At 67.1% G+C, this 19,429-nt stretch carries 17 protein-coding genes; 7 read left to right on the top strand and 10 right to left on the bottom strand.

Annotation, left to right across the window (positions count from 1 at the left end; all coding sequences use genetic code 11):
• Positions 1-93: 93 nt before the first annotated feature.
• Positions 94-1,824, bottom strand: coding sequence for a dihydrolipoyllysine-residue acetyltransferase (gene aceF / locus H3005_RS00640; protein WP_191077396.1), 1,731 nt, complete (start codon positions 1,822-1,824; stop codon positions 94-96).
• Between the two features lie 113 nt (positions 1,825-1,937).
• Entirely contained in the window at positions 1,938-2,507 is a 570-nt protein-coding gene (locus H3005_RS00635; protein ID WP_191077395.1) for a DNA-deoxyinosine glycosylase, read from the bottom strand.
• A gap of 186 nt (positions 2,508-2,693) precedes the next feature.
• Between H3005_RS00635 and H3005_RS00630 the strand changes: the two genes are divergently transcribed.
• The 3 genes from H3005_RS00630 to glpK all read left to right on the top strand — a co-directional run bounded on the left by H3005_RS00630 (position 2,694) and on the right by glpK (position 6,560).
• Positions 2,694-3,326, top strand: coding sequence for an OmpW family outer membrane protein (locus tag H3005_RS00630; protein WP_165378166.1), 633 nt, complete (start codon positions 2,694-2,696; stop codon positions 3,324-3,326).
• A 186-nt stretch (positions 3,327-3,512) separates the two neighbouring features.
• Positions 3,513-4,997, top strand: a complete 1,485-nt coding sequence (gene glpD / locus H3005_RS00625) for a glycerol-3-phosphate dehydrogenase (protein ID WP_191077394.1) — start codon at positions 3,513-3,515, stop codon at positions 4,995-4,997.
• Between the two features lie 63 nt (positions 4,998-5,060).
• Positions 5,061-6,560 (top strand): glycerol kinase GlpK, encoded by a 1,500-nt coding sequence (glpK, locus tag H3005_RS00620; protein WP_191077393.1) that lies wholly within the window; start codon positions 5,061-5,063, stop codon positions 6,558-6,560.
• 127 nt (positions 6,561-6,687) lie between these two features.
• Here glpK and H3005_RS00615 read toward each other — a convergent pair whose 3' ends face one another.
• The gene (locus tag H3005_RS00615; protein WP_025877387.1) at positions 6,688-7,482 is read right to left on the bottom strand and encodes a MetQ/NlpA family ABC transporter substrate-binding protein; all 795 of its coding nucleotides are present in this window, start codon (positions 7,480-7,482) and stop codon (positions 6,688-6,690) included.
• Between the two features lie 28 nt (positions 7,483-7,510).
• Entirely contained in the window at positions 7,511-8,482 is a 972-nt protein-coding gene (locus tag H3005_RS00610; RefSeq protein WP_089237071.1) for a YafY family protein, read from the bottom strand.
• Positions 8,483-8,563: 81 nt separating this feature from the next.
• On the opposite strand from H3005_RS00610, the gene H3005_RS00605 reads away from it, so the two are divergent.
• Entirely contained in the window at positions 8,564-9,166 is a 603-nt protein-coding gene (locus H3005_RS00605; RefSeq protein ID WP_191077392.1) for a hypothetical protein, read from the top strand.
• A 107-nt stretch (positions 9,167-9,273) separates the two neighbouring features.
• Positions 9,274-10,050 (top strand): DUF481 domain-containing protein, encoded by a 777-nt coding sequence (locus tag H3005_RS00600; RefSeq protein ID WP_089237075.1) that lies wholly within the window; start codon positions 9,274-9,276, stop codon positions 10,048-10,050.
• Between the two features lie 71 nt (positions 10,051-10,121).
• Here the strand turns inward: H3005_RS00600 and hemC are convergent, their stop codons facing one another.
• From hemC to mdoH, 5 genes are all read right to left on the bottom strand, one after another.
• Positions 10,122-11,033: a hydroxymethylbilane synthase gene (hemC, locus tag H3005_RS00595; RefSeq protein ID WP_100553635.1), complete on the bottom strand. Its 912-nt coding sequence runs from the start codon at positions 11,031-11,033 to the stop codon at positions 10,122-10,124.
• A 541-nt stretch (positions 11,034-11,574) separates the two neighbouring features.
• The gene (locus tag H3005_RS00590) at positions 11,575-12,303 is read right to left on the bottom strand and encodes a LytTR family DNA-binding domain-containing protein (RefSeq protein WP_025879008.1); all 729 of its coding nucleotides are present in this window, start codon (positions 12,301-12,303) and stop codon (positions 11,575-11,577) included.
• Positions 12,304-12,313: 10 nt separating this feature from the next.
• Positions 12,314-13,357, bottom strand: coding sequence for a sensor histidine kinase (locus tag H3005_RS00585; protein WP_180165501.1), 1,044 nt, complete (start codon positions 13,355-13,357; stop codon positions 12,314-12,316).
• Positions 13,358-13,360: 3 nt separating this feature from the next.
• Complete coding sequence (locus H3005_RS00580; protein ID WP_100553636.1) at positions 13,361-14,020, bottom strand: alpha/beta hydrolase; 660 nt, start codon at positions 14,018-14,020, stop codon at positions 13,361-13,363.
• A 50-nt stretch (positions 14,021-14,070) separates the two neighbouring features.
• Positions 14,071-15,996 (bottom strand): glucans biosynthesis glucosyltransferase MdoH, encoded by a 1,926-nt coding sequence (mdoH, locus tag H3005_RS00575; RefSeq protein WP_100553637.1) that lies wholly within the window; start codon positions 15,994-15,996, stop codon positions 14,071-14,073.
• 494 nt (positions 15,997-16,490) lie between these two features.
• On the opposite strand from mdoH, the gene H3005_RS00570 reads away from it, so the two are divergent.
• On the top strand, positions 16,491-18,527 hold the full coding sequence (locus H3005_RS00570) for a TonB-dependent receptor (protein ID WP_191077391.1): 2,037 nt from the start codon (positions 16,491-16,493) through the stop codon (positions 18,525-18,527).
• Positions 18,528-18,585: 58 nt separating this feature from the next.
• On the opposite strand, the gene H3005_RS00565 is transcribed toward H3005_RS00570, so the two are convergent.
• Positions 18,586-18,756, bottom strand: a complete 171-nt coding sequence (locus H3005_RS00565) for a hypothetical protein (RefSeq protein ID WP_162887695.1) — start codon at positions 18,754-18,756, stop codon at positions 18,586-18,588.
• Between the two features lie 218 nt (positions 18,757-18,974).
• Between H3005_RS00565 and H3005_RS00560 the strand changes: the two genes are divergently transcribed.
• On the top strand, positions 18,975-19,361 hold the full coding sequence (locus H3005_RS00560; RefSeq protein ID WP_025879013.1) for a DUF2628 domain-containing protein: 387 nt from the start codon (positions 18,975-18,977) through the stop codon (positions 19,359-19,361).
• Positions 19,362-19,429: the final 68 nt, after the last annotated feature.

The following is a 19,429-nucleotide window of genomic DNA, read 5'->3' as shown; positions in this document are numbered from 1 at the left end:
GTGCCCGACCGGCGTGGCCGGCGGGCTGTCACTGCGTTTCGACAGGCGGCCGCGCCAGGGGCAGCGGCCGCACGGTGGGGGCGAAGCGGTGCCTTACAGCAGCACGCGGCGCATGTCGGCCAGCACCTGCGAGAGGTACGTGGTGAAGCGTGCGGCCAGGGCGCCATCGATGACGCGGTGGTCGTAGCTCAGCGACAGCGGCAGCATCAGCTTCGGTGCGAATTCCTTGCCGTTCCAGACCGGCTGGATGGACGACTTGGAGACGCCGAGGATGGCCACTTCCGGTGCATTGACGATCGGGGTGAACGCGGTGCCGCCGATGCCGCCCAGCGAGCTGATCGAGAAGCAGCCGCCGCTCATGTCGGCCGGGCCCAGCTTGCCGTCGCGCGCCTTCTTGGCCAGTTCGCCGGTTTCCTGCGCGATCTGCACCACGCCCTTCTTGTCGACATCGCGGATGACTGGAACGACCAGGCCGTTCGGGGTATCGGCCGCGAAACCAATGTTGAAGTACTTCTTCAGGGTCAGGTTCTCGCCGCTGGCATCCAGCGAAGCGTTGAACTCCGGGAACTGCTTCAGCGCCGCAGCGCTGGCCTTGATCAGGAAGGCGAGCATGGTCAGCTTGATGCCGGCCTTCTCGTTCTCCTTGTTCAGCGCCACGCGCAGGCCTTCCAGGTCGGTGATGTCGGCCTGCTCGAACTGGGTGACGTGCGGGATCATCGCCCAGTTGCGGGCCAGGTTCGCACCGGAGATCTTCTTGATGCGCGACAGCGGCTGCACTTCAACGTCGCCGAACTTGCTGAAATCGACCTTCGGCCACGGCAGCAGGTTGAGGCCACCGCCGGCGGCCACGGTGCCACCGGCAGCCGCCGGAGCGCCGCCGCTGAGCGCGGCCTTGACGAATTTCTGCACGTCGGCCTTGGTGATGCGGCCGCCCTTCTCGCTGCCGCTGACCTGCAGCAGGTCGACACCCAGCTCACGGGCGAACACGCGTACCACCGGCGATGCGTAGGGCACCTTGGCCGGCAGCACGCCATCGGCGTTGAACTGCACCGGCGGACTGCTCGGCGCGCCGGCCGAGGGGGCGCTGGCGATCTCGCGGGCGGCCAGCTTGTCCGGCTGTGCCGGCACGGCGACCGGCTCGACCTTGGTGGCCGTCTCGGCGGCGGCCGGGGCGGCGGCAGCGGCGGCCTTGCTCGGGGCCGGGGCGGCAGCGCCTTCGGCTTCGATGATGGCGACTACGTTGCCCTGCGACAGATTGTCGCCGACCTTGACCTTGATCTCCTTGACCACGCCGGCGACCGACGACGGCACTTCCATGGTGGCCTTGTCGCTTTCCAGCGTGACCAGGCCCTGGTCCTTCTTCACCGTATCACCCACGGCGACCAGCACTTCGATGACCGGAATGCCGCTGTAGTCGCCGATATCCGGCACCAGCGCTTCAACCGCGCCGCCGCCGGCAGCGGGGGCGGCAGCGGCCGGAGCCGGGGTGGCAGCGGGAGCCGCCTGGGTGGCAGCGGCCGGAGCAGCGGCCTTGGCCGGCGCCGGCGCAGCGGCAGCAGCGGCGGGCTGGGCAGCCTCGCCGTCGGCCACTTCGATCAGCGCCACGACCTTGCCTTCGGACAGGCTGTCGCCCAGCTTGACCTTGATTTCCTTGACCACGCCGGCCACCGAGGACGGCACCTCCATGGTCGCTTTATCGCTTTCCAGCGTGACCAGGCCCTGGTCCTTCTTCACCGTATCGCCGACGGCAACAAGCACCTCGATTACCGGGATATCGCTGTAGTCACCGATATCGGGGACACGTGCTTCCTTGATTTCGGCCATGGGGAGAACTCCGGCAATCTGGTGTAGGGAAACGTCTATTGTGCGGCCAGCGGGAGCCAGCGCCAACCGTTACAGGTGTTTTCAGTACGCACGCAGCCGGGACACGCTGTTGCTCATGGCTCGCCGGCGCCTCCAGTGGGTAGCGTATTGTCCTGCCGATGTCCGCTTGATGTCGCCAGTGCGACGGCCACCGGCTGCCAGGCCTGGCGCAGGCGCGGCAACGACCATGCTGCATTGGCCGGGCTGGTGGACGGCAGCGCCAGCACTGTTGGCGAGGCGGCCAGCAGCGGCAGCACCCAGCGCTGGAAGGCCTGCATCGCTGCACCGCCATTGCAGCCGATCAGCTGCAGGTCAGGCAACGCGGCGATCAGTGCGGGAAGCGCATTGGCCACTTCCGTGCCACGCACGATGTCCGCATCCAGGCTGCCGCGTCGCTCGCAGCGGCCGATCACATCCCACAGGCCGACCCCATTGGCTGCCAGTGCCTGCAGTCGCTGCGCGTACGGCAACGACGGATCGAAGCCGCACAGTTCGCCGAGCAATGGCCAGAAGCGATTGCGTGGGTGCGCGTAGTAATGCTGTGCCTGCAACGACGCGATACCGGGCATTGAACCCAGCAGCAACACCCGGCAATCCGTGTTCACCTGCGCAGGCAGGCCGATGCACAACGTTGCGGTGCTCACATCTTCTCCAACTGCATGAATATTCCTGGATGGCAGAAACCGCATGAAAACAAGCGTTTCGCGCTCTTCGCTGAACAATGCGAACTAATTTTTAACGCGCGTCGGATTCGATTCATGTTGGGGCGACTACGGTGTGCTCGCCCCGCAACCGGGGGCCCAAAACAAGAAACATTAGGAGATTCCCCCATGCGCTCCATCCGTATCCTGAGCCTCGCCCTGCTGACCTCCGCCGCGTTCGCACCGGCTGCCTTCGCGCAGGACAGCAGCACCGACACCGCCTCCGGCAAGCATTTTGCCGTGGTTGGCGGCGTCTCGCTGCTGCAGCCGAAGAATGACCCGATCGACGGCATCAAGAAGGTCGATGGCGGCCCGGCACCGACCGTCAGCTTCAGCTACTACATCAACGACAACTGGGCCGTTGAACTGTGGGGCGCGGCAGACAAGTTCGACCACAAGGTGAAGGGCCCGGGCAATGCCCGCCTCGGCAGCGTCGAGCAGCAGCCGGTCGCGCTGAGCGGTCAGTACCACTTCGGCCAGGCCGACAACGTGTTCCGTCCGTTCGTGGGCGTGGGCTACTTCCAGTCGGCTTTCAGCAATGAAACCCTGGCAGACGGCAGCGACTCCGACATCCGCCTGAAGGATGCCAAGGGCGTGATCGGCACCGTCGGTGTGGACATGAACATCAACTCGACCTGGTTCGCCCGTGCCGACGCCCGCTACATGCGTTCGCGTCCGGACGTGAAGGTCGGGGGCGAGAAGATCGGCGAAGCGAAGATGGATCCGTGGACCGTCGGCTTCGGCATCGGCGCCCGCTTCTAAGCGCTTCTGCGTCATTGTTGTACCGCGACGGGCCCTTCGGGGCCCGTCGTCGTTTCCGTCACTGGCATTCCGCCTGTAGAGCCGAGCCCATGCTCGGCTGCTTTTTTGTAGAGTCGAGCTTGCCCGGCCACCCGGAAAGCAGCCGAGCATGGGCTCGGCTCTACATAAACAAGATGCGGAGGCGCGATGGACGAGGTCGACCTGCTGGTGATCGGCGGTGGCATCAACGGTGCCGGCATCGCCCGTGATGCCAGTGGCCGTGGCCTGAAGGTGCTGCTGTGCGAACAGCACGATCTGGCAGCGCACACTTCCAGCGCCAGCAGCAAGCTGATTCATGGTGGCCTGCGCTACCTGGAGCAGAGCAAGTTCGGCCTGGTGCGCAAGGCGCTGGGCGAGCGCGAGGTGGTGCGCCGGCAGGCGCCCTTCCTGGTGCGACCGCTGTGTTTCGTGCTTCCGTGGCAACCCCACCTGCGTCCACGCTGGATGCTGCGCCTCGGGCTTTGGCTGTACGACCACCTGGGCCGGCGCAGCCCCGCCTTCCCTGCGTCGCGCGGCGTGGATCTGCACGACGATCCGCTCGGCGCGCTGCTGTCGCCCCAGCTGCGGCAGGCCTTCAGCTATGCCGATGCGCAGGTGGATGATGCGCGGCTGGTCATCCTCAATGCGCTTGACGCTGCGCGACGGGGTGCACGCATCCTGACCGGCACGCGCTGCGTGGATCTGCGCCGCGAGCACGGGCGCTGGCGCGTCGTACTGGAAGACATCTCAGGCCATCAGCAGACCGTGCAGGCGCGGGCGGTGGCCAACGCCGCAGGCCCCTGGGCTGGCGGCCTGCTGGAGCGCATGCACGCCCGCAGCGGCGGACCTGCGCTGCGCCTGGTACAGGGCAGCCACATCGTGCTGCGCCGCCCCTGGCCGAACGACAGGGCCTGCCTGCTGCAGCAGCCCGACGGCCGCGTGGTGTTCCTGCTGCCCTTCCACGACCATCTGCTCGTCGGCACCACCGACACCGACTATCGCGGTGACCCCGCACGCTGCAGTGTGCTGCCCTCGGAAGTGGACTACCTGTGCAGCGCGGCCAACGGCTACCTGCGCGACCCGATCACAGCTGCCGAGGTGGTCTGGCAGTTTGCCGGCGTGCGACCGTTGCTGGCCGACCCGGACCCGCGCGCGGCGAAACTGAGCCGCGACTATCGCCTGCAGCTGGACGCCGACGGTGCGCCCGCGCTGCACGTGCTCGGCGGCAAGCTGACCACCTATCGGGTGCTGGCCGAGGAAGCACTGGATCTGTTGCGCCCCCATCTGCCGCCCGCAGGTCCGGCCTGGACGGCGGCAGGCGACCCGTTGCCCGGCAGCGACTGGGGTGATGCCGGGCAGGCACGGCAGCACCTGCAGCAGCAGGCCCCCTGGCTGCCCGAAGCCACACGGCGACGCTGGGCAAGCGCCTATGGCAGCCGCAGCGTTGATCTGCTGCACGGCGCGCACAGCCTGCTCGATCTGGGCGAAGACTTTGGCGCGGGCCTGCACGCACGCGAGGTCGCGTTCCTGTGCGACCACGAGTGGGCCCGCAGCGCCGAGGATGTACTGTGGCGACGGAGCAAGCTGGGGCTGCAGATGGATGCGGCGCAGGCGGCACGGCTGCAGGCGTGGATGGATTCACATTGCCGGTAGTGCCAGGCGCAGCCCGGCGCCGCCGATGCATTACGATTTCAACATCGCCACTGGAGACGCTGCATGACGCCCCGCTACGTGCTGGCCATCGACCAGGGAACCACCAGTTCGCGCGCGATCCTGTTCGATCGCGCCGGCGACACCGTCGGCAGTGCGCAGCGCGAGTTCGCCCAGCTGTTTCCACAGCCGGGCTGGGTCGAGCATGACCCGCGCGAGATCCTGACCAGCGTCTACGCCACGATCACCGAACTGCTCAGCCGCGAACAGATAGATCCCCGCCACATCGCGGCGCTGGGCATCACCAACCAGCGCGAAACCACCGTGGTCTGGGACCGCGCCAGCGGCCAGCCGGTCCACAACGCCATCGTCTGGCAGTCGCGGCAGAGCCAGGCGATCTGCGAGCGGCTGAAGTCCGGCGGCCACGAAGCGCTGATCCGCGAGCGCACCGGCCTGCTGATCGACGCCTATTTTTCGGCCACCAAGATCCGCTGGATCCTCGATCACGTCGAAGGCGCGCAGCAGCGGGCCGAACGCGGCGAGCTGCTGTTCGGCACCATCGACAGCTGGCTGGTGTGGAATCTCAGCGGCGGCCAGGCGCACGTGACCGACTACAGCAACGCCGCGCGCACGCTGCTGTTCAACATCCATACCCTGGAATGGGACGATGACCTGCTGGCACTGCTGGACATCCCGCGCGCGATGCTGCCGCAGGTGCGTGATTCCAGTTCGGTGTATGCGCACACGCGCCCGCAGTTCTTCTTCGACCATCCGATCCCGATCGCCGGCATCGCCGGTGACCAGCAGGCTGCGCTGTTCGGCCAGGCCTGCTTCCAGCCGGGCATGGTCAAGAACACCTATGGCACCGGCTGCTTCATGCTGATGCACACCGGCACGCAGGCCGTACGCTCGCGCAATGGCCTGCTGACCACCATTGCCTGGGGCCTGGATGGAAAGGTGGAGTACGCGCTGGAAGGATCGATCTTCGTCGCCGGCTCGGTGGTGCAGTGGCTGCGCGACGGCCTGCGCATGATCGATCGCGCCGCCGACAGCCAGGCCTTGGCCGCACAGGTGCCGGACAGCGCGGGGGTGTATCTGGTGCCGGCCTTCGTCGGCCTGGGTGCACCCTATTGGCGCAGCGACGTGCGCGGCGCGATGTTCGGCCTGACCCGTGGCACCCGCAAGGCGCACTTCGTGCGGGCAGCACTGGAGGCGATGGCCTACCAGACCCGCGACGTACTGGACGCGATGCAGTCAGACGCAGGCATCTCGCTCAGTGAACTGCGCGCCGATGGGGGTGCGATCGGCAACGACTTCCTCGCCGGCTTCCAGGCCGACATCCTCGGCGTGCCGCTGCTGCGCCCCCGCCTGACCGAGACCACCGCGCTGGGTGCGGCCTACCTGGCGGGGCTGGCGGTCGGCTTCTGGGAAAGCCGCGAGCAGATCGCGGCACAGTGGGGGCTGGATCGCCGCTTCGAACCGCAGATGGCGGTAGCCCGGCGCGAGAAGCTCTACGCAGGGTGGCAGCAGGCCGTGGCCGCCACCCTCGCCTTCCACGTCGATTGACGGTAGTGCCGGCCGCTGGCCGGCAACCCCATGATCTTTGGCGGCGTTTGCAGATTGCCGGCCAGCGGCCGGCACTACCACATGGCCAGAACGGCCGTAGCGCCGGGCCATGCCCGGCGATCGGCAGTCAGAACGCCGGCAGCACCGCGCCCTTGTACTTGGTCTCGATGAAGGTCTTCACCTGCGGGCTGGTCAGCGCCTTGGCCAGCTTCTGCACGCGGGCGTCGTCCTTGTTGTCCGGGCGGGCAACCAGGAAGTTCACGTACGGCGAGTCCTTGCTCTCGATCGCCAGCGCGTCCTTGGTCGGGTTGAGGCCGGCATCCAGCGCATAGTTGGTGTTGATCAGGGCCAGATCGACCTGGTCCAGCACGCGCGGCAGCATGGCCGAATCCAGCTCGCGGAACTTCAGGTTCTTCGGGTTGGACACGATGTCGCGCTGCGTGGCCAGCGCATTGGTCGGGTCCTTCAGCTCGATCACGCCAGCCTTGTGCAGCAGGATCAGCGCACGGCTGTTGTTGCTCGGGTCGTTGGGGATCACCACATCGGCCCCTTCACGCAGCTCGGCCAGCGACTTGATCTTGCGCGAGTAAGCACCGAACGGCTCGATGTGCACGCCCACCACCTTGGTCAGGTCGGTCTTGCGATCGCGGTTGTAGGCGTCCAGGTACGGCTCGGTCTGGAAGTAGTTGGCATCCACCTGCTTCTGCACCAGCTGGTCGTTGGGCTGCACGTAGTCGTTGAACACGCGCACGTCCAGCTCCACGCCTTCCTGCTTGAGGATCGGCTTGACCACTTCCAGGATCTCGGCGTGCGGCACGGCGGTGGCGGCCACCACCAGCTTCTGCGAAGGCTCGCCGGACTTGCCGCAGGCGGTCAGTGCCAGCGCAGCGGCGAACAGGGGCAGCAACAGGGTCTTCTTCATGGGCGCAATCGATCTCGGGGGGGAGGTGTCAGGATTTTTCGTAGTTGGTCAGGGCCAGTTCCAGCAATGCCTTGGCCTGCTCGCGCAGCATCATCGGCTCGACGATCTCGGCATCGGACCCGTAATGCAACACGTCCATCAACAGTTCGCGCGACACGCTGTAAGGCACCTTCAGTTCGTAGCGGCCATCGGCGAGGAAGCGGCCCTGCTGCTTGGAGTGCCAGTGCTCGTCGGCCACCCAGCGTGCGGCCTTGGCACTGAACAGGATGGTTGCCCAGCCCTTGGGAGCACCGGAGAAGATGCCGTAGCTGGCACCCAGCTGCTCGTCCAGCTCGCTGTCGGCGACATCGCGGGCGGTGCTGTCGATCACCCGCGCCTTGTAGATGCGGTCCACCGCGAAGCTGCGCAGGGCCTCGCGATCATGGTCCCAGCCGTCCAGATACCAGTTGTCGCGGTAATGGGTCAGCCGCTGCGGCGATACCGTGCGCTTGGTCGCTTCGTCGGTCGAGCGGGCACGGTATTCAAAGCCCAGCTGCTTGCGCTCCAGCACCGCCGAGGCGACCGAACGGAAGCTGGCTTCATCGAACTTGCGGCCACGGTGCGGAATCACCCGGACCCGGTCCACCGGCCAGCTGGAAACACCTGCCTGGGCAGCCAGCAGGCTCTCGATGCGCTGCTGCAGCGGCGCCAGCACCGAAGACAGCACGCCGCCGCCGGTACGGGCCAGCAGGTGCTGCGAGGCCAGCAGGGCGTGCAGCTCCTCCGAGCTCAGCCACAGCCCGGGCAGCTCGAAGCGGTCGCTCTCGTCGGCCATGTAGCGGAAGCCGGCCTCGCCATCGCCCTCGATCGGCGCCATCAGCGCATCGCGCAGGAACGCCAGGTCGCGGTAGACGGTGGCCCGGGAGCAACCGAGCTTGTCCTGCAGGGTCGCCACCGTCACCGGATAGCGTGCGGACTTGAGCAGACGATGCAGGGCGGTGATGCGTTCGTATCGGTCCATGCCCCCGATTATGTCCGAGTCTCGGGCGTTGTGGCGGACGATTGGGCTATCGTGGGCGCCCCCTGCCCTGCGGAGCGCCCGATGCGCCGGTTGTCTGTCCTGCCCCTGCTGGCCTGCCTGCTGCTGGCCGCCTGCGACCGCGCACCGGCGCCCACCGGTACTGCAACGCCCGTCCCCGCTGCCGATCCGGCACAGGCGGTGCTGTCTGCCAGCCAAAGGTTTGCCGCCCTGCGCAGCTTCCACGCCGAGCTGGAGGTGCTGGGCGCGCAGCAACCGGTGCGTACCGCGATGGACTTCGTCGCCCCGGATCGCTTCCGGGTGCAGACCCCCGCCGGGCCGCAGGTGATCATCGGCGACACCATGTTCCTGCAGGCCGACGATGCGATCCGCCAGGTGCCGACCCCACCGGGGTTGCTGGAGCAATGGCGCAGCCCGCTGCCCGCCGATATCCCCGCACAGGCCCTGCAGGCCGAAGACCTGGGCGAGCAGACGCTGGATGGCGTCAGCACGCGCCACTACCGCCTGCGCGGCGCCACCGCCGGTGAAGGCCTGGAGTACTGGGTGGATGCGCAGGGCCTGCCACGGCAGATCGTGCGCAGTGGCCACAACAACGGCAAACCGTTCCAGCTGCGGCTGCGCTACTCGCGCTTCAACGATCCGGCCCTGCAGGTCGATCTGCCCTGAATGGGGCGCACCGGCAACGCCTGCTGAAGCAGGCGGGACGGGCGATTCGGACGGTCATCACGCTTCCAGTATCATCACCGGCTGCCAATCGCTTCGGAGAAGCCTCGATGTCCCTGCGCGTGTCCCTGCTGGTCCCCTTGCTGCTCTGCGCCCCGCTGGCGTATGCGCAGGATGCCTCCGAACTGGCGGCGATGTCCTCGCCGTGGAGTGGCAGTGGTGGCGAACTCGGCTTCGCGTCGGCCCGTGGCAACAGCAGCACCGAGAGCTTCAACGGCCGCCTGCGCCTGCGCTATACCGATGGCGACTGGGTGCACAGCATGGACCTGTTCGGTCTGCGCTCCAGCTCCAAGGTGATCGAGACCAGCGACGACGGCACCACCACCCGCCGCAACAACACCACCGCCAACCGCTACACCGGCAGTGCTGGCAGCGCGCTGCAGCTGGGCGAACATCGCCAGCTGACCGCCACGGTACGTACCGAGCGTGATGATTTCGCCACCTACGATCGGCAGAGCTCGTTCGGTCTGGGTTACGGCACCCGGTTGTGGAACACCGAGCGCTTCTCGTTCGACGCGCAGATCGGCCCCGGTGTGCGCCGCACCCACAGCACCGAGGACGACCGTACCCGCACCGGCCTGATCGGTCGTGGCCTGTTCGACCTGAAGTACTCGCTGACCGACAACACCGACCTGATCAACACCCTGCTGGTCGAATCGGGTTCATACAACACCTTCGGCCAGAACGATTTCGGTGTCTCGGTGAGCATGAACGAGCACCTGGCGCTGAAGGCCGGCTGGCAGGCGCGTTACAACAGCGACGTCGCCGTGGACAAGCGCAAGACCGATACGCTGACCACGATGAACGTGGTCTACAAGTTCAAGTAAGCGAAACGGGCGCCAGGCGCCCGTTTTCTTTTCCGGTAGGTGCCCACCTTGGTGGGCACGATCCAGCGAACTCAGACGTTCAGCAGCTCGCCGGCACCCGCCTCCAGCAGCATCTTCGCCACGCGCTGGCCCAGCGCTTCCGGGTCACTGGCCGGGCCCACGGCGTCGGCACGCACCGCGCGGCCGTCACTGGCACTGCCGACCAGACCCTGCAGGTGCAGATCCTGCCCCTGCCACTGCGCGATCGCCGCCACCGGCACATGGCAGCTGCCGTGCAGCGCGCGGTTCATGGCCCGCTCCGCTTCCACACAGGCGCGCGTGGCGGCGTCATCCAGGCCTGCAAACAGCGCCATCAGCGCGGCGTTGCCGCCATCGCACTCCACCGCCACCGCGCCCTGCGCCGGTGCCGGCAACCACTGCGGCGGCTGCAGGCGGGCGACGATGCGCCCCCCCAGGCCCAACCGCTCCAGCCCAGCCACGGCCAGCACGATGGCGTCGTAGCCACCGTTGTCGAGCTTGGCCAGGCGGGTGTTGACGTTGCCGCGCAGGTCCAGCAGTTCCAGGTCCGGGCGCAGCGCGCGCAGCTGGGCCTGGCGGCGCAGTGACGAGGTACCGACGCGCGCACCGATCGGCAGCGCATCCAACGATGCGTACAGGTTGGAGACAAAGCCGTCTGCCGGATCGTGCCGGGTGAGCATCGCCGGCAGCGCGAACGGCGCATCCAGTTCCATCGGCACGTCTTTCAGCGAATGCACCGCGCAATCGGCCTCGCCCCGCAGCATGGCCAGTTCCAGTTCCTTGAGGAACAGGCCCTTGCCACCGATGGCTGCCAGCGAGCGATCAAGCACTTCATCGCCGCGGGTGCTCATCGGCACCAGTTCCACGTGCAGATCGGGATGTGCCTGGCGCAGGCGGTCGGCGACGTGTTCGCTCTGCCAAAGGGCGAGCGGGCTCTTGCGGGTGGCGATGCGGACGGTTTCCATCCGGTCATTATCGCGCCTATCGGCGGGATACGGCCAACGGCGGAGCCCCTCGTGGCTTGTGTGGTCGTGCAAGCAACAGCCGTGCTTGGCCGGGCGGGGTGGGTGCGCGGGGGACGCCGTAAACCCATCCCTGGGGGCTTGGCCGCGGCATCCATGCCGCGGACACCCCCGCGCACCCACCCCGCCCGGCCTCTGACAGTTTCCGTGTGCGTCAGCCACGGAAGATCAAAAGAAAAGCAGAGCAAAAGCGGGTCGCTTCGCTCGGAGCCGAGCGTAGCTCGGCACTACATTTTTCTCCCCACCCGATAACAACAATGCCTTTGCCGTCCGACGCAGTGGACCGCGAGAGGGTTGGGCCGGGGTGGGGTGGCGGGACCGTTGGCGCCATGGATGGCGCCATCGAGCCCCCATGGATGGGTTTACGGCGTGTCCCGCCACCCCACCCCGGCCCAACCCAGCACGTAGAAACACCGAGCCATGACCCGCTGTTGCTGTTGCTGTTGCTGTCGAAGCAGTCGCGGCCGCAGGCCGCGCGGAACACTCACAGATGCCGCAATTCCTGCTTCAACGTCGCCACGCAGCGCCGACTCACTTCCAGCGGCTGCTTGCCATGCCGCAGCACCGCCTGCACCTGGCCTCCGCTGCCACGCCGCAGTTCCACCAGCTCATGGCGCGCCACCAGGCAGTTGCGATGGATGCGCACGAAGCGGCTGGCGAACTCTTCCTCCAGCGACTTCAACGATTCCTCGATCAGGTCCTCGCCACGTGCGTGATGCACCACCACGTACTTTTCTTCGGCCTGCAGGTAGTGGATGTCGTCCAGCGGAATCAATCGCAGGCTGCCACGCAGGCGGGCACACAGCATGCTGCGGGCCTGGCCGCCAGTGTGCTGGGGCTGGCCGTCACGGCCGGCAAGGAAAGTGCGGGCGCGGGCGATCGCCGCCGCCAGCCGCTCGGCGCGCACCGGCTTCATCAGGTAATCGATGGCCGCAGCCTCGAACGCCGACAGCGCGTGCGCATCGTAGGCGGTGCAGAACACCACGGCCGGCCTCGGCTCGAAACTGGCCAGATGGCGGGCCGCTTCCAGCCCGTCCAGGCCGGGCATGGCGATGTCCAGCAGGACCAGGTCCGGCTGCAGTTCGGCGCACGCGTGCAGGGCCTGCTCGCCGTTGCCGGCCTCGGCCACTACGTCCACCCCTTCCTGCGCGGCCAACAGGCTGCGCAGGCGCTCGCGCGCCAGCGGTTCGTCATCGGCGATGACTACCCTCACGATCGTCCCCTCACTGGATCGGCACTGTCACCTGGCAGGCATAGTAGCCCTCGCTCCAGCCAGCCGTCATCCGCGCGGCGCGGCCGAAGCGCCAGGTCAGGCGGTGGCCGATGCTGTGCTGGGCATGGCCCGCTCCCTGCGCCAGGGCCAGCCCGGGCACCTGCGGATCGGGCGCGGGATTGCGTACGCGGATCTGCAGCTCGCTGCCCACACAGGCCAGATGCAGCTCGATGGTGCCGCCTTCGGGCAGGCGCGAGATGCCATGCAGCACCGCGTTTTCCACCAGCGGCTGCAGCACCAGCCGCGGCATCGGCAGATCCCAGGGCAGGGGTTCATCGCGCTGCCAGTGCACCCGCAGGCGATCGCCCAGACGCAGCGATTCAATCGACAGATAGCGCTCGGCCAGTTCGCACTCATCGCGCAGGGTCGAATCGCCCTCGCCCGCCCCCAGCGCGGCGCGGAACAGATCGGACAGGTCGAGCACGGCACGCTCGGCCACCGCCGGGTCGCGATGCAGCAGGCTGGCGATCAGGTTCATGCTGTTGAACAGGAAGTGCGGGCGGATGCGGGCCTGCAGGGCGTCCGCCTGCGCGCGGGCATTGGCCTGCACCTGCGCCGCCCAGCGGTCGCTGACATAGAAGTAGCGCAGCGCCAATGCGGTGATCAGTGCCGTGGTGGCCGCGCTGCCCAGGGTGAAGCGCCAGAAGCCGATACCGCGCGCGAAGTTGTCGCCCAGCACGGCATACAGGGCATGGATGATGCCCGCGCACAGGATGGCGATCAGCGCGGCCAGGCCGACGGCGGCGACAGCACCCAGCATTTCCGGCAGCTTCGACAGCGCCTGCCGCAGCAGGCACAGGCTGGCGGTGACCGCCAGCGCCAGCCACAGTGCGAAGCCGCTGGCCGAGGCCAGTTCACCCATCGTCCAATGCCGGCTGCCATCGGGCGCCAGCGCCAGCACCACCACCACCAGTTCGGCCAGGCCGAGCATGGCTGCCAACCGCGGCAGGCGGCACAGTTCCGGCATCCACGGGGTGGCAGCGCTCGCGGCCATGACTCAGGCGACGCCCAGGCGTGCCTGCAGCCAGTCGCCCAGCGCGTCGATTTCCTCGGCGCAGACCTGGTGGGCCATCGGGTAGCTGTGCCACTGCACGTCCAGCCCAAGCGCGCGCAGCTTCTCGGCGCTGTGCGCGGCCACTGCCTGCGGGATCACCGGATCGCTGCTGCCGTGGGCCATGAACACCGGCACGTCCACTGCGCCATCGACGCGCGACGCGCTTTCGGCATCCGGCAGGTAGGTCGACAGTGCGATCAGGCCGGCCAACGGTGCAGTGCGTGCCAGCGCGGCACTGAGGATCACCGCCCCACCCTGCGAGAAGCCGGCCAGGAAGATGTGATCGGCGGCGACGCCGCGTTCGATCTCGCGGGCGATCAGGGCATCCAGCTGCACCACCGACTCCTGCACGCCGGTCATGTCGGCACGCGAGCGGAAGTCCATGCCGACGATGTCATACCAGCCGCGCATCGGCACGCCGTTGTTGATCGTGATCGGCCGCACCGGTGCGTGCGGGAACACGAAGCGCAGCGCCGGCCAGTGCGGGCGCACCAGCTCGGGCACGATCGGCGCGAAATCATGGCCGTCGGCACCGAGGCCGTGCAGCCAGATCACCGACCACTGCGGCGAGGCGCCGGTTTCCTGTTCCACCGTTTGCAGCATGTTGCGGCTCCTGTACGTTCGAGCCGCATTATGCCGCTGGCACGGTGCGATCAGTACAGCGGCGGTTGCTCGGCCGCTTCCCGGCGCAGCTGTGCGGCGCGCACCAGCACCGGCGGCGGGATGTTCTCTTCGGGGATGTCGAGCAGGCCGAGACGATGCAGGAAGGCACCCGGCCCGCGCAGCGAGGTCAGTGCCACCACCGGCACCGCCAGCACCATGCCGATCACCACCGGCGCCATCCAGGCCGCCAGCGAGGGCGACACCGCCCACGCCAGCACGCCCATGAAGGCGCCAAACACGCCCAGGCCGCCGTAGCCGCGCACCAGCGAAATCCACGAGATGCCACCGTCATCGCGCTGCTGGGCATCCCAGCCCGAGTCACGCCCGGACAGCACCTCGGCCACGCCGCGAGACTGCACGTACATCACCACCGGCGCCATCAGTGCGGCCAGCACGGTTTCCACCAGCATCGACAGGAATGCGCGGATCGCGCCACCGCAGCCACGGCGTTCGACCGGGTCGAGCAGCATTGCCAGGTATCCCAGCACCTTGGGCATCAGCAGTACCGCCATGGTGGCGGCGAACAGGCGCACCACCTGTTCTTCATCCTGCGCGCGCCAGTACACGCTGGGCGACAGGTGCAGCAGCGCATTGAAATCGATGCCTTCCTGGAACAACGGGATGGCGATGCCGATCAGCATCAGCATCGCCCACATCGGTGCGGTGAAGTAATGGCCGATGCCGATCAGCATGTGTACGCGGCTGATCCAGTGCAGGCCACGGCTGCCCACCACCTTGCCGTGCTGCAGGTTGCCCTGGCACCAGCGGCGATCGCGCACCAGCAGGTCGGTCAGCGTCGGCGGGCCTTCCTCGTAGCTGCCGCCCAGGTAGGGAACCATGTGTGCAGCCCAGCCACCACGGCGCATCAGCGCTGCTTCCACGAAATCATGGCTGAGCACGTGGCCGCCGAACGGCTTGCGCCCCGGCAGTTCCGGCAGGCCGGCGTGGTCGGCGAAGGCACGGGTGCGGATGATCGCGTTGTGCCCCCAGTAATTGCTTTCGGCACCGTGCCACCAGGCCACGCCACGGGCGATCACCGGGCCGTACACGCGCCCGCCGAACTGCTGCATGCGCGAGAACAGAGTGCGGCCGCCGATCACCGACGGCAGGGTCTGGATCAGGCCGACGTCGGCGTTGTGCTCCATGCCGGCCACCAGGCGCACGATGCTGTCACCGGTCATCAGGCTGTCGGCATCCAGGATCAGCATCTGCGGGTAGGCACCGCCGAAGCGGCGTACCCAGTCGGCGATATTGCCGGCCTTGCGCGCGCTGTTGTCACCACGGCGGCGATAGAACAGCCGCGCCTGGCCATCGGGCACCAGCTCGCGCAGCTCGGCGAACACCTGCTCTTCGGCACGCGCGATGTCCTCGCGACGGGTATCGCTGAGCACGAAGAAATCGAAACGCTGCAGCTGGCCGGTGGCCGCCACCGATTCGTAGATCGCGCGCAGGCCGGCCAGCAGCCGGCGCGGGTCTTCGTTGTAGGTGGGCATCAGCAGCGCGGTGCGGCTGTGCACGGTCGGCAACGGCTTGTCCGGATCGATGCCCAGGCGGTAGCCCCGGTCGAACACGGCCGTCAGGAAGCCGGCCACGGCACTGGCAAAGGACAACGCGATCCACGCGAACAGGCCGACGAACAGCACCAGCAGGCAGGCCTCCAGCACGCTGATGCCGTTGCCGGACAGCACCCGCCACATCATCCGGGTGGCCACGGCGGTCATCGCCACCGTGCCGCCGAGGATGTACAGGCGACGCAGCCCGATCATGCGCGGCGAGGTGCGATGGCGCCGGACTTTCAGCGCGCCTTCGCGCAGCGTCTGTTCGGGCATCACCAGCGGTGCTTCGGCCGGCAGCAGGGCCCAGCCCGCGTCAGGACCGGCCGTGACCGGTTCCGCGTCGATGGTTTCACTCCCCATGGCCGCCTACTCCCTGCAGGCCGCAGGACCGGCCGTCCCGGCCAGGCTGCATGCACCAAGGTTCCTGGCACGCATTCCCGGCGTCCGCACTTGTCCTGTCTGCCACGGCGTCATGCCGCGCAGTCGATGTCTGTCACTACCGGAACCCACACGATCTCCAACGGGGCGGAATCGAAAAATGCGGCTCAGTCTATGGCCCCGAATGTAAGCCGGGTGCGAAGGTCTACGCCGGGAAATCTCCCCATTCAGCAATCAGCAGGCGAACCGCGGCACGCGGCCAGGGAATGTCCATTCATCCCGAAAAGTACTGGATCGTAACAAACGAGAACGGTTATCATTCCGTTAACCAGGCAGGTCGCCGCGCTCCGCGCACCGGACCCACCCAGCTGCGCCGGACCTTCCGCGCGCCCGACGACCCAGGGAAGGGGTGGCTGCCTGCTGTCTGCGAGCGCCTGCTGCTTCCACCGGGTCTCTCCTCTCCCTTGGAAGCCGTCATGTCCCCTCTTCGTTCCGCGCGCCTGTCGCGCACCCGCCTGGCCAGTGCTCTGGCCGCCGCCTGCCTGCTGACCCTGCCCGCCCTCGCCGCCGCTGAAGCCAGCGCCGATGCCTCGACCAAGGACCTGGATACCGTGGTGGTCACCGCCTCGGGCAACCAGCAGTGGATCAAGGATGCCCCGGCCAGCATCAGCGTGATCAGCCGCGAAGACATCGAACGCCAGCCGGTGCACGACCTGGCCACCCTGCTCAGCCGCATTCCGGGCGTGACCGGTGGGCTCAGCGCCGCCGGTGAGCAGTCCAAGATCAAGCTGCGCGGCATGCCGTCCAACTACACGCTGGTGCTGGTGGACGGCAAGCGCATGGGCAGCTCGGCCTCGACCAACTATCGCCCCGACCTGGGCCGCCAGGACCTGAACTGGATTTCTCCGGACCAGATCGAGCGCATCGAAGTGGTGCGCGGCCCGATGTCCTCGCTGTATGGCTCGGACGCGATGGGCGGGGTGATCAACATCATCACCAAGCGCATCGGTGACAGCTGGAACGGCAGCGCCACCCACAGCTACACCCGGCCGCAGGATGGCGACCGTGGCGACACCCAGCAGATCGGCGCGACCTTCTCCGGCCCGCTGGGCGAGCGCTTCGGCCTGCGCATCGGTGCCAACAGCATGCGCCGCGACTCGGACCGGTCCAACGGCGGCGTGTATGGCAATGCCTATGCCGGCGAAAAGGACCGCAATGTCGACGCGCTGCTGCAGTGGAAACTGAGCGAGGCACAGGAAGTGTCGCTGGAAGCGGGCCACGGCGTGCAGCAGGCCTTCATCGCCCAGGCGCTGGAAAAGCAGGACGAAGGCGCATGGGGTGCCAGTGAACTCAAGCGCAGTTCGCTGGCGTTGAACCATGACGGCAAGTGGGATTTCGGTACCTCCAAGCTCAGCGCGTACTGGACCGAGTACAAGAACGACATCGGCGCCACCGGTCGCTCCGAGGCAACCGATACGATCATCGAAGGCAGCCTGAGCACCCCCTTCACCCTGGGCGTGGACCACCAGTTCGCGGTGGGCGGCCAATGGAAGCGCCAGGAGCTGACCAACACCGACACCATCGGCCAGGCACCGATCGACTACACAGGCAAACCGGTGGTCGGCTCCAGCCTGGAAGTGGACACCTGGGCGCTGTTCGTCGAAGACGAGCTGAAGCTGCACCGCACCCTGGCCCTGACCCTGGGCGCGCGCCTGGACCACCATGAACAGTTCGGCAGCCATGTCAGTCCACGTGCCTACCTGGTCTGGCACCCGAGCGAGCAGTGGACGATCCGTGGCGGCGTCTCCAAGGGCTTCCGCGCGCCGAGCCTGACCGAGAATTCGCCCAGCGCGGCGACCCAGTCCGGCGGCCGCGGCTGCACCTCGCTGATCCCGCTGGGCTATACCCGCGGCGGCTGCTACATGGCCGGCAATCCGGACCTGGACCCGGAAACCAGCACCAACCGTGAGATCGGCGTCAGCTTCGACAACGATCTGGTCGACGCCGGCCTGACCTACTTCCATACCGACTTCAAGAACAAGATCGAGTATGAAGCGCTGGGCAAGTTCAACGGCTATTGGTGGACGCGCATGAGCAACGTGCAGCGCGCGCGCACCAGCGGCATGGAAGGCAACCTCAACTTCCGCTTCGGCGATCACTGGCGCTGGCGCACCTCGGCGACCTGGATGAAGGAAGCCAAGAACCTGACCACCGGCCGCAACCTGATCGACACCCCTGAGTTCTCAGGCTATTCGTCGTTGGACTGGACGCCGAACACGGTGTTTTCCAGCAGCCTGTCGGCGCAGTACACCGGCAAGCAGACCGGCGTGGTCAGCACCTTCCTGAAGGCCTACACGTTGTATGACCTGACCGCTGCCTGGAACGTCAACGAGGTGCTGACCCTGCGTGGTGGCGTCAGCAACCTGGCCGACAAGAAGCTGTACGCCGACGGCTCCACCGACTACTTCGTCGCCGGCCGCAGCTACTTCCTCAGCATGACCGCGCGCTTCTGATGCGCACTGCGATCGCGCTGGCAACAGGCCAGCGCGATCGTGGGGGGCTTTTTCAGGCTCAGTCGTTTTCCAGCACAGCCGGTGCAGCGTCGCGGCTGGCCGCGATGCGTGCACGGTCCATCGCCACCGCCAGTTGCTGGCGGGCGAGCAGTTGTTGTGCCTGCACCACTTCGGGTGTCGGCAGGAGCACCGGTCCGGGTGCGTTTTCCGGTGTAGCAGGTGTGGTCATGCAACCTCCATGGACATACCGCAGCTACCCGTGAAACACCGGGGTGGCAGCGGAACTGCGCACCCTATCCTAAAAACAAGGCGGATGGGTGACGGTGCGGCACCGGGACGCAAGCCCTTTGCCGTAGGAACGTCACATTTTTGACGCTCCAAGCTGGTTTGCTGAATGTGACTCACTTATCATGAAAACGTTTTCCTAACAGGGAAGTCCCTACTCACATGAACACCGTCGACCTCACCCGCTTCAGTCCGAAGTGGCAGTTCCGCTTCAACTTCTTCCAGCAGCACGGCGCCCCCAAGGAGCCCGGCTTCAAGCAGGCGTGGAAGGCGCTGTCCTTCGGCGACCGCCTGAAGATCAACCTGAACTTCTTCGCCTTCTTCTTCGGCGCGATCTATCTGTTCATCCTGGGCATGTGGCGCAAGGCGCTGGTGGTGATCGGCATCAACATCGTGCTGATCGCGGTCAGCCTGGTGCTGCCGGACATCGTGGCCCGTGCACTGTTCATCGCGATGAACTTCCTGGTGGCGTCGAGCACCAACTACAGCTATTACCTGGAACAGGTGAAGGGCAACACCAGCTGGAACCCCTTCGAAGGCATGTTCTAAGCCCCAGCGCTCAGCAGCGCAGCATCACATCGACGCCCGGCCTTGGCCGGGCGTCTTCGTTCACGGCC

The sequence above is a fragment of the Stenotrophomonas sp. Br8 genome (assembly GCF_014763005.1).
Classification (GTDB): domain Bacteria; phylum Pseudomonadota; class Gammaproteobacteria; order Xanthomonadales; family Xanthomonadaceae; genus Stenotrophomonas; species Stenotrophomonas lactitubi.
Note: the sequence above shows the minus strand (reverse complement) of the source record. Positions and strands in the feature narration are given on the sequence as shown.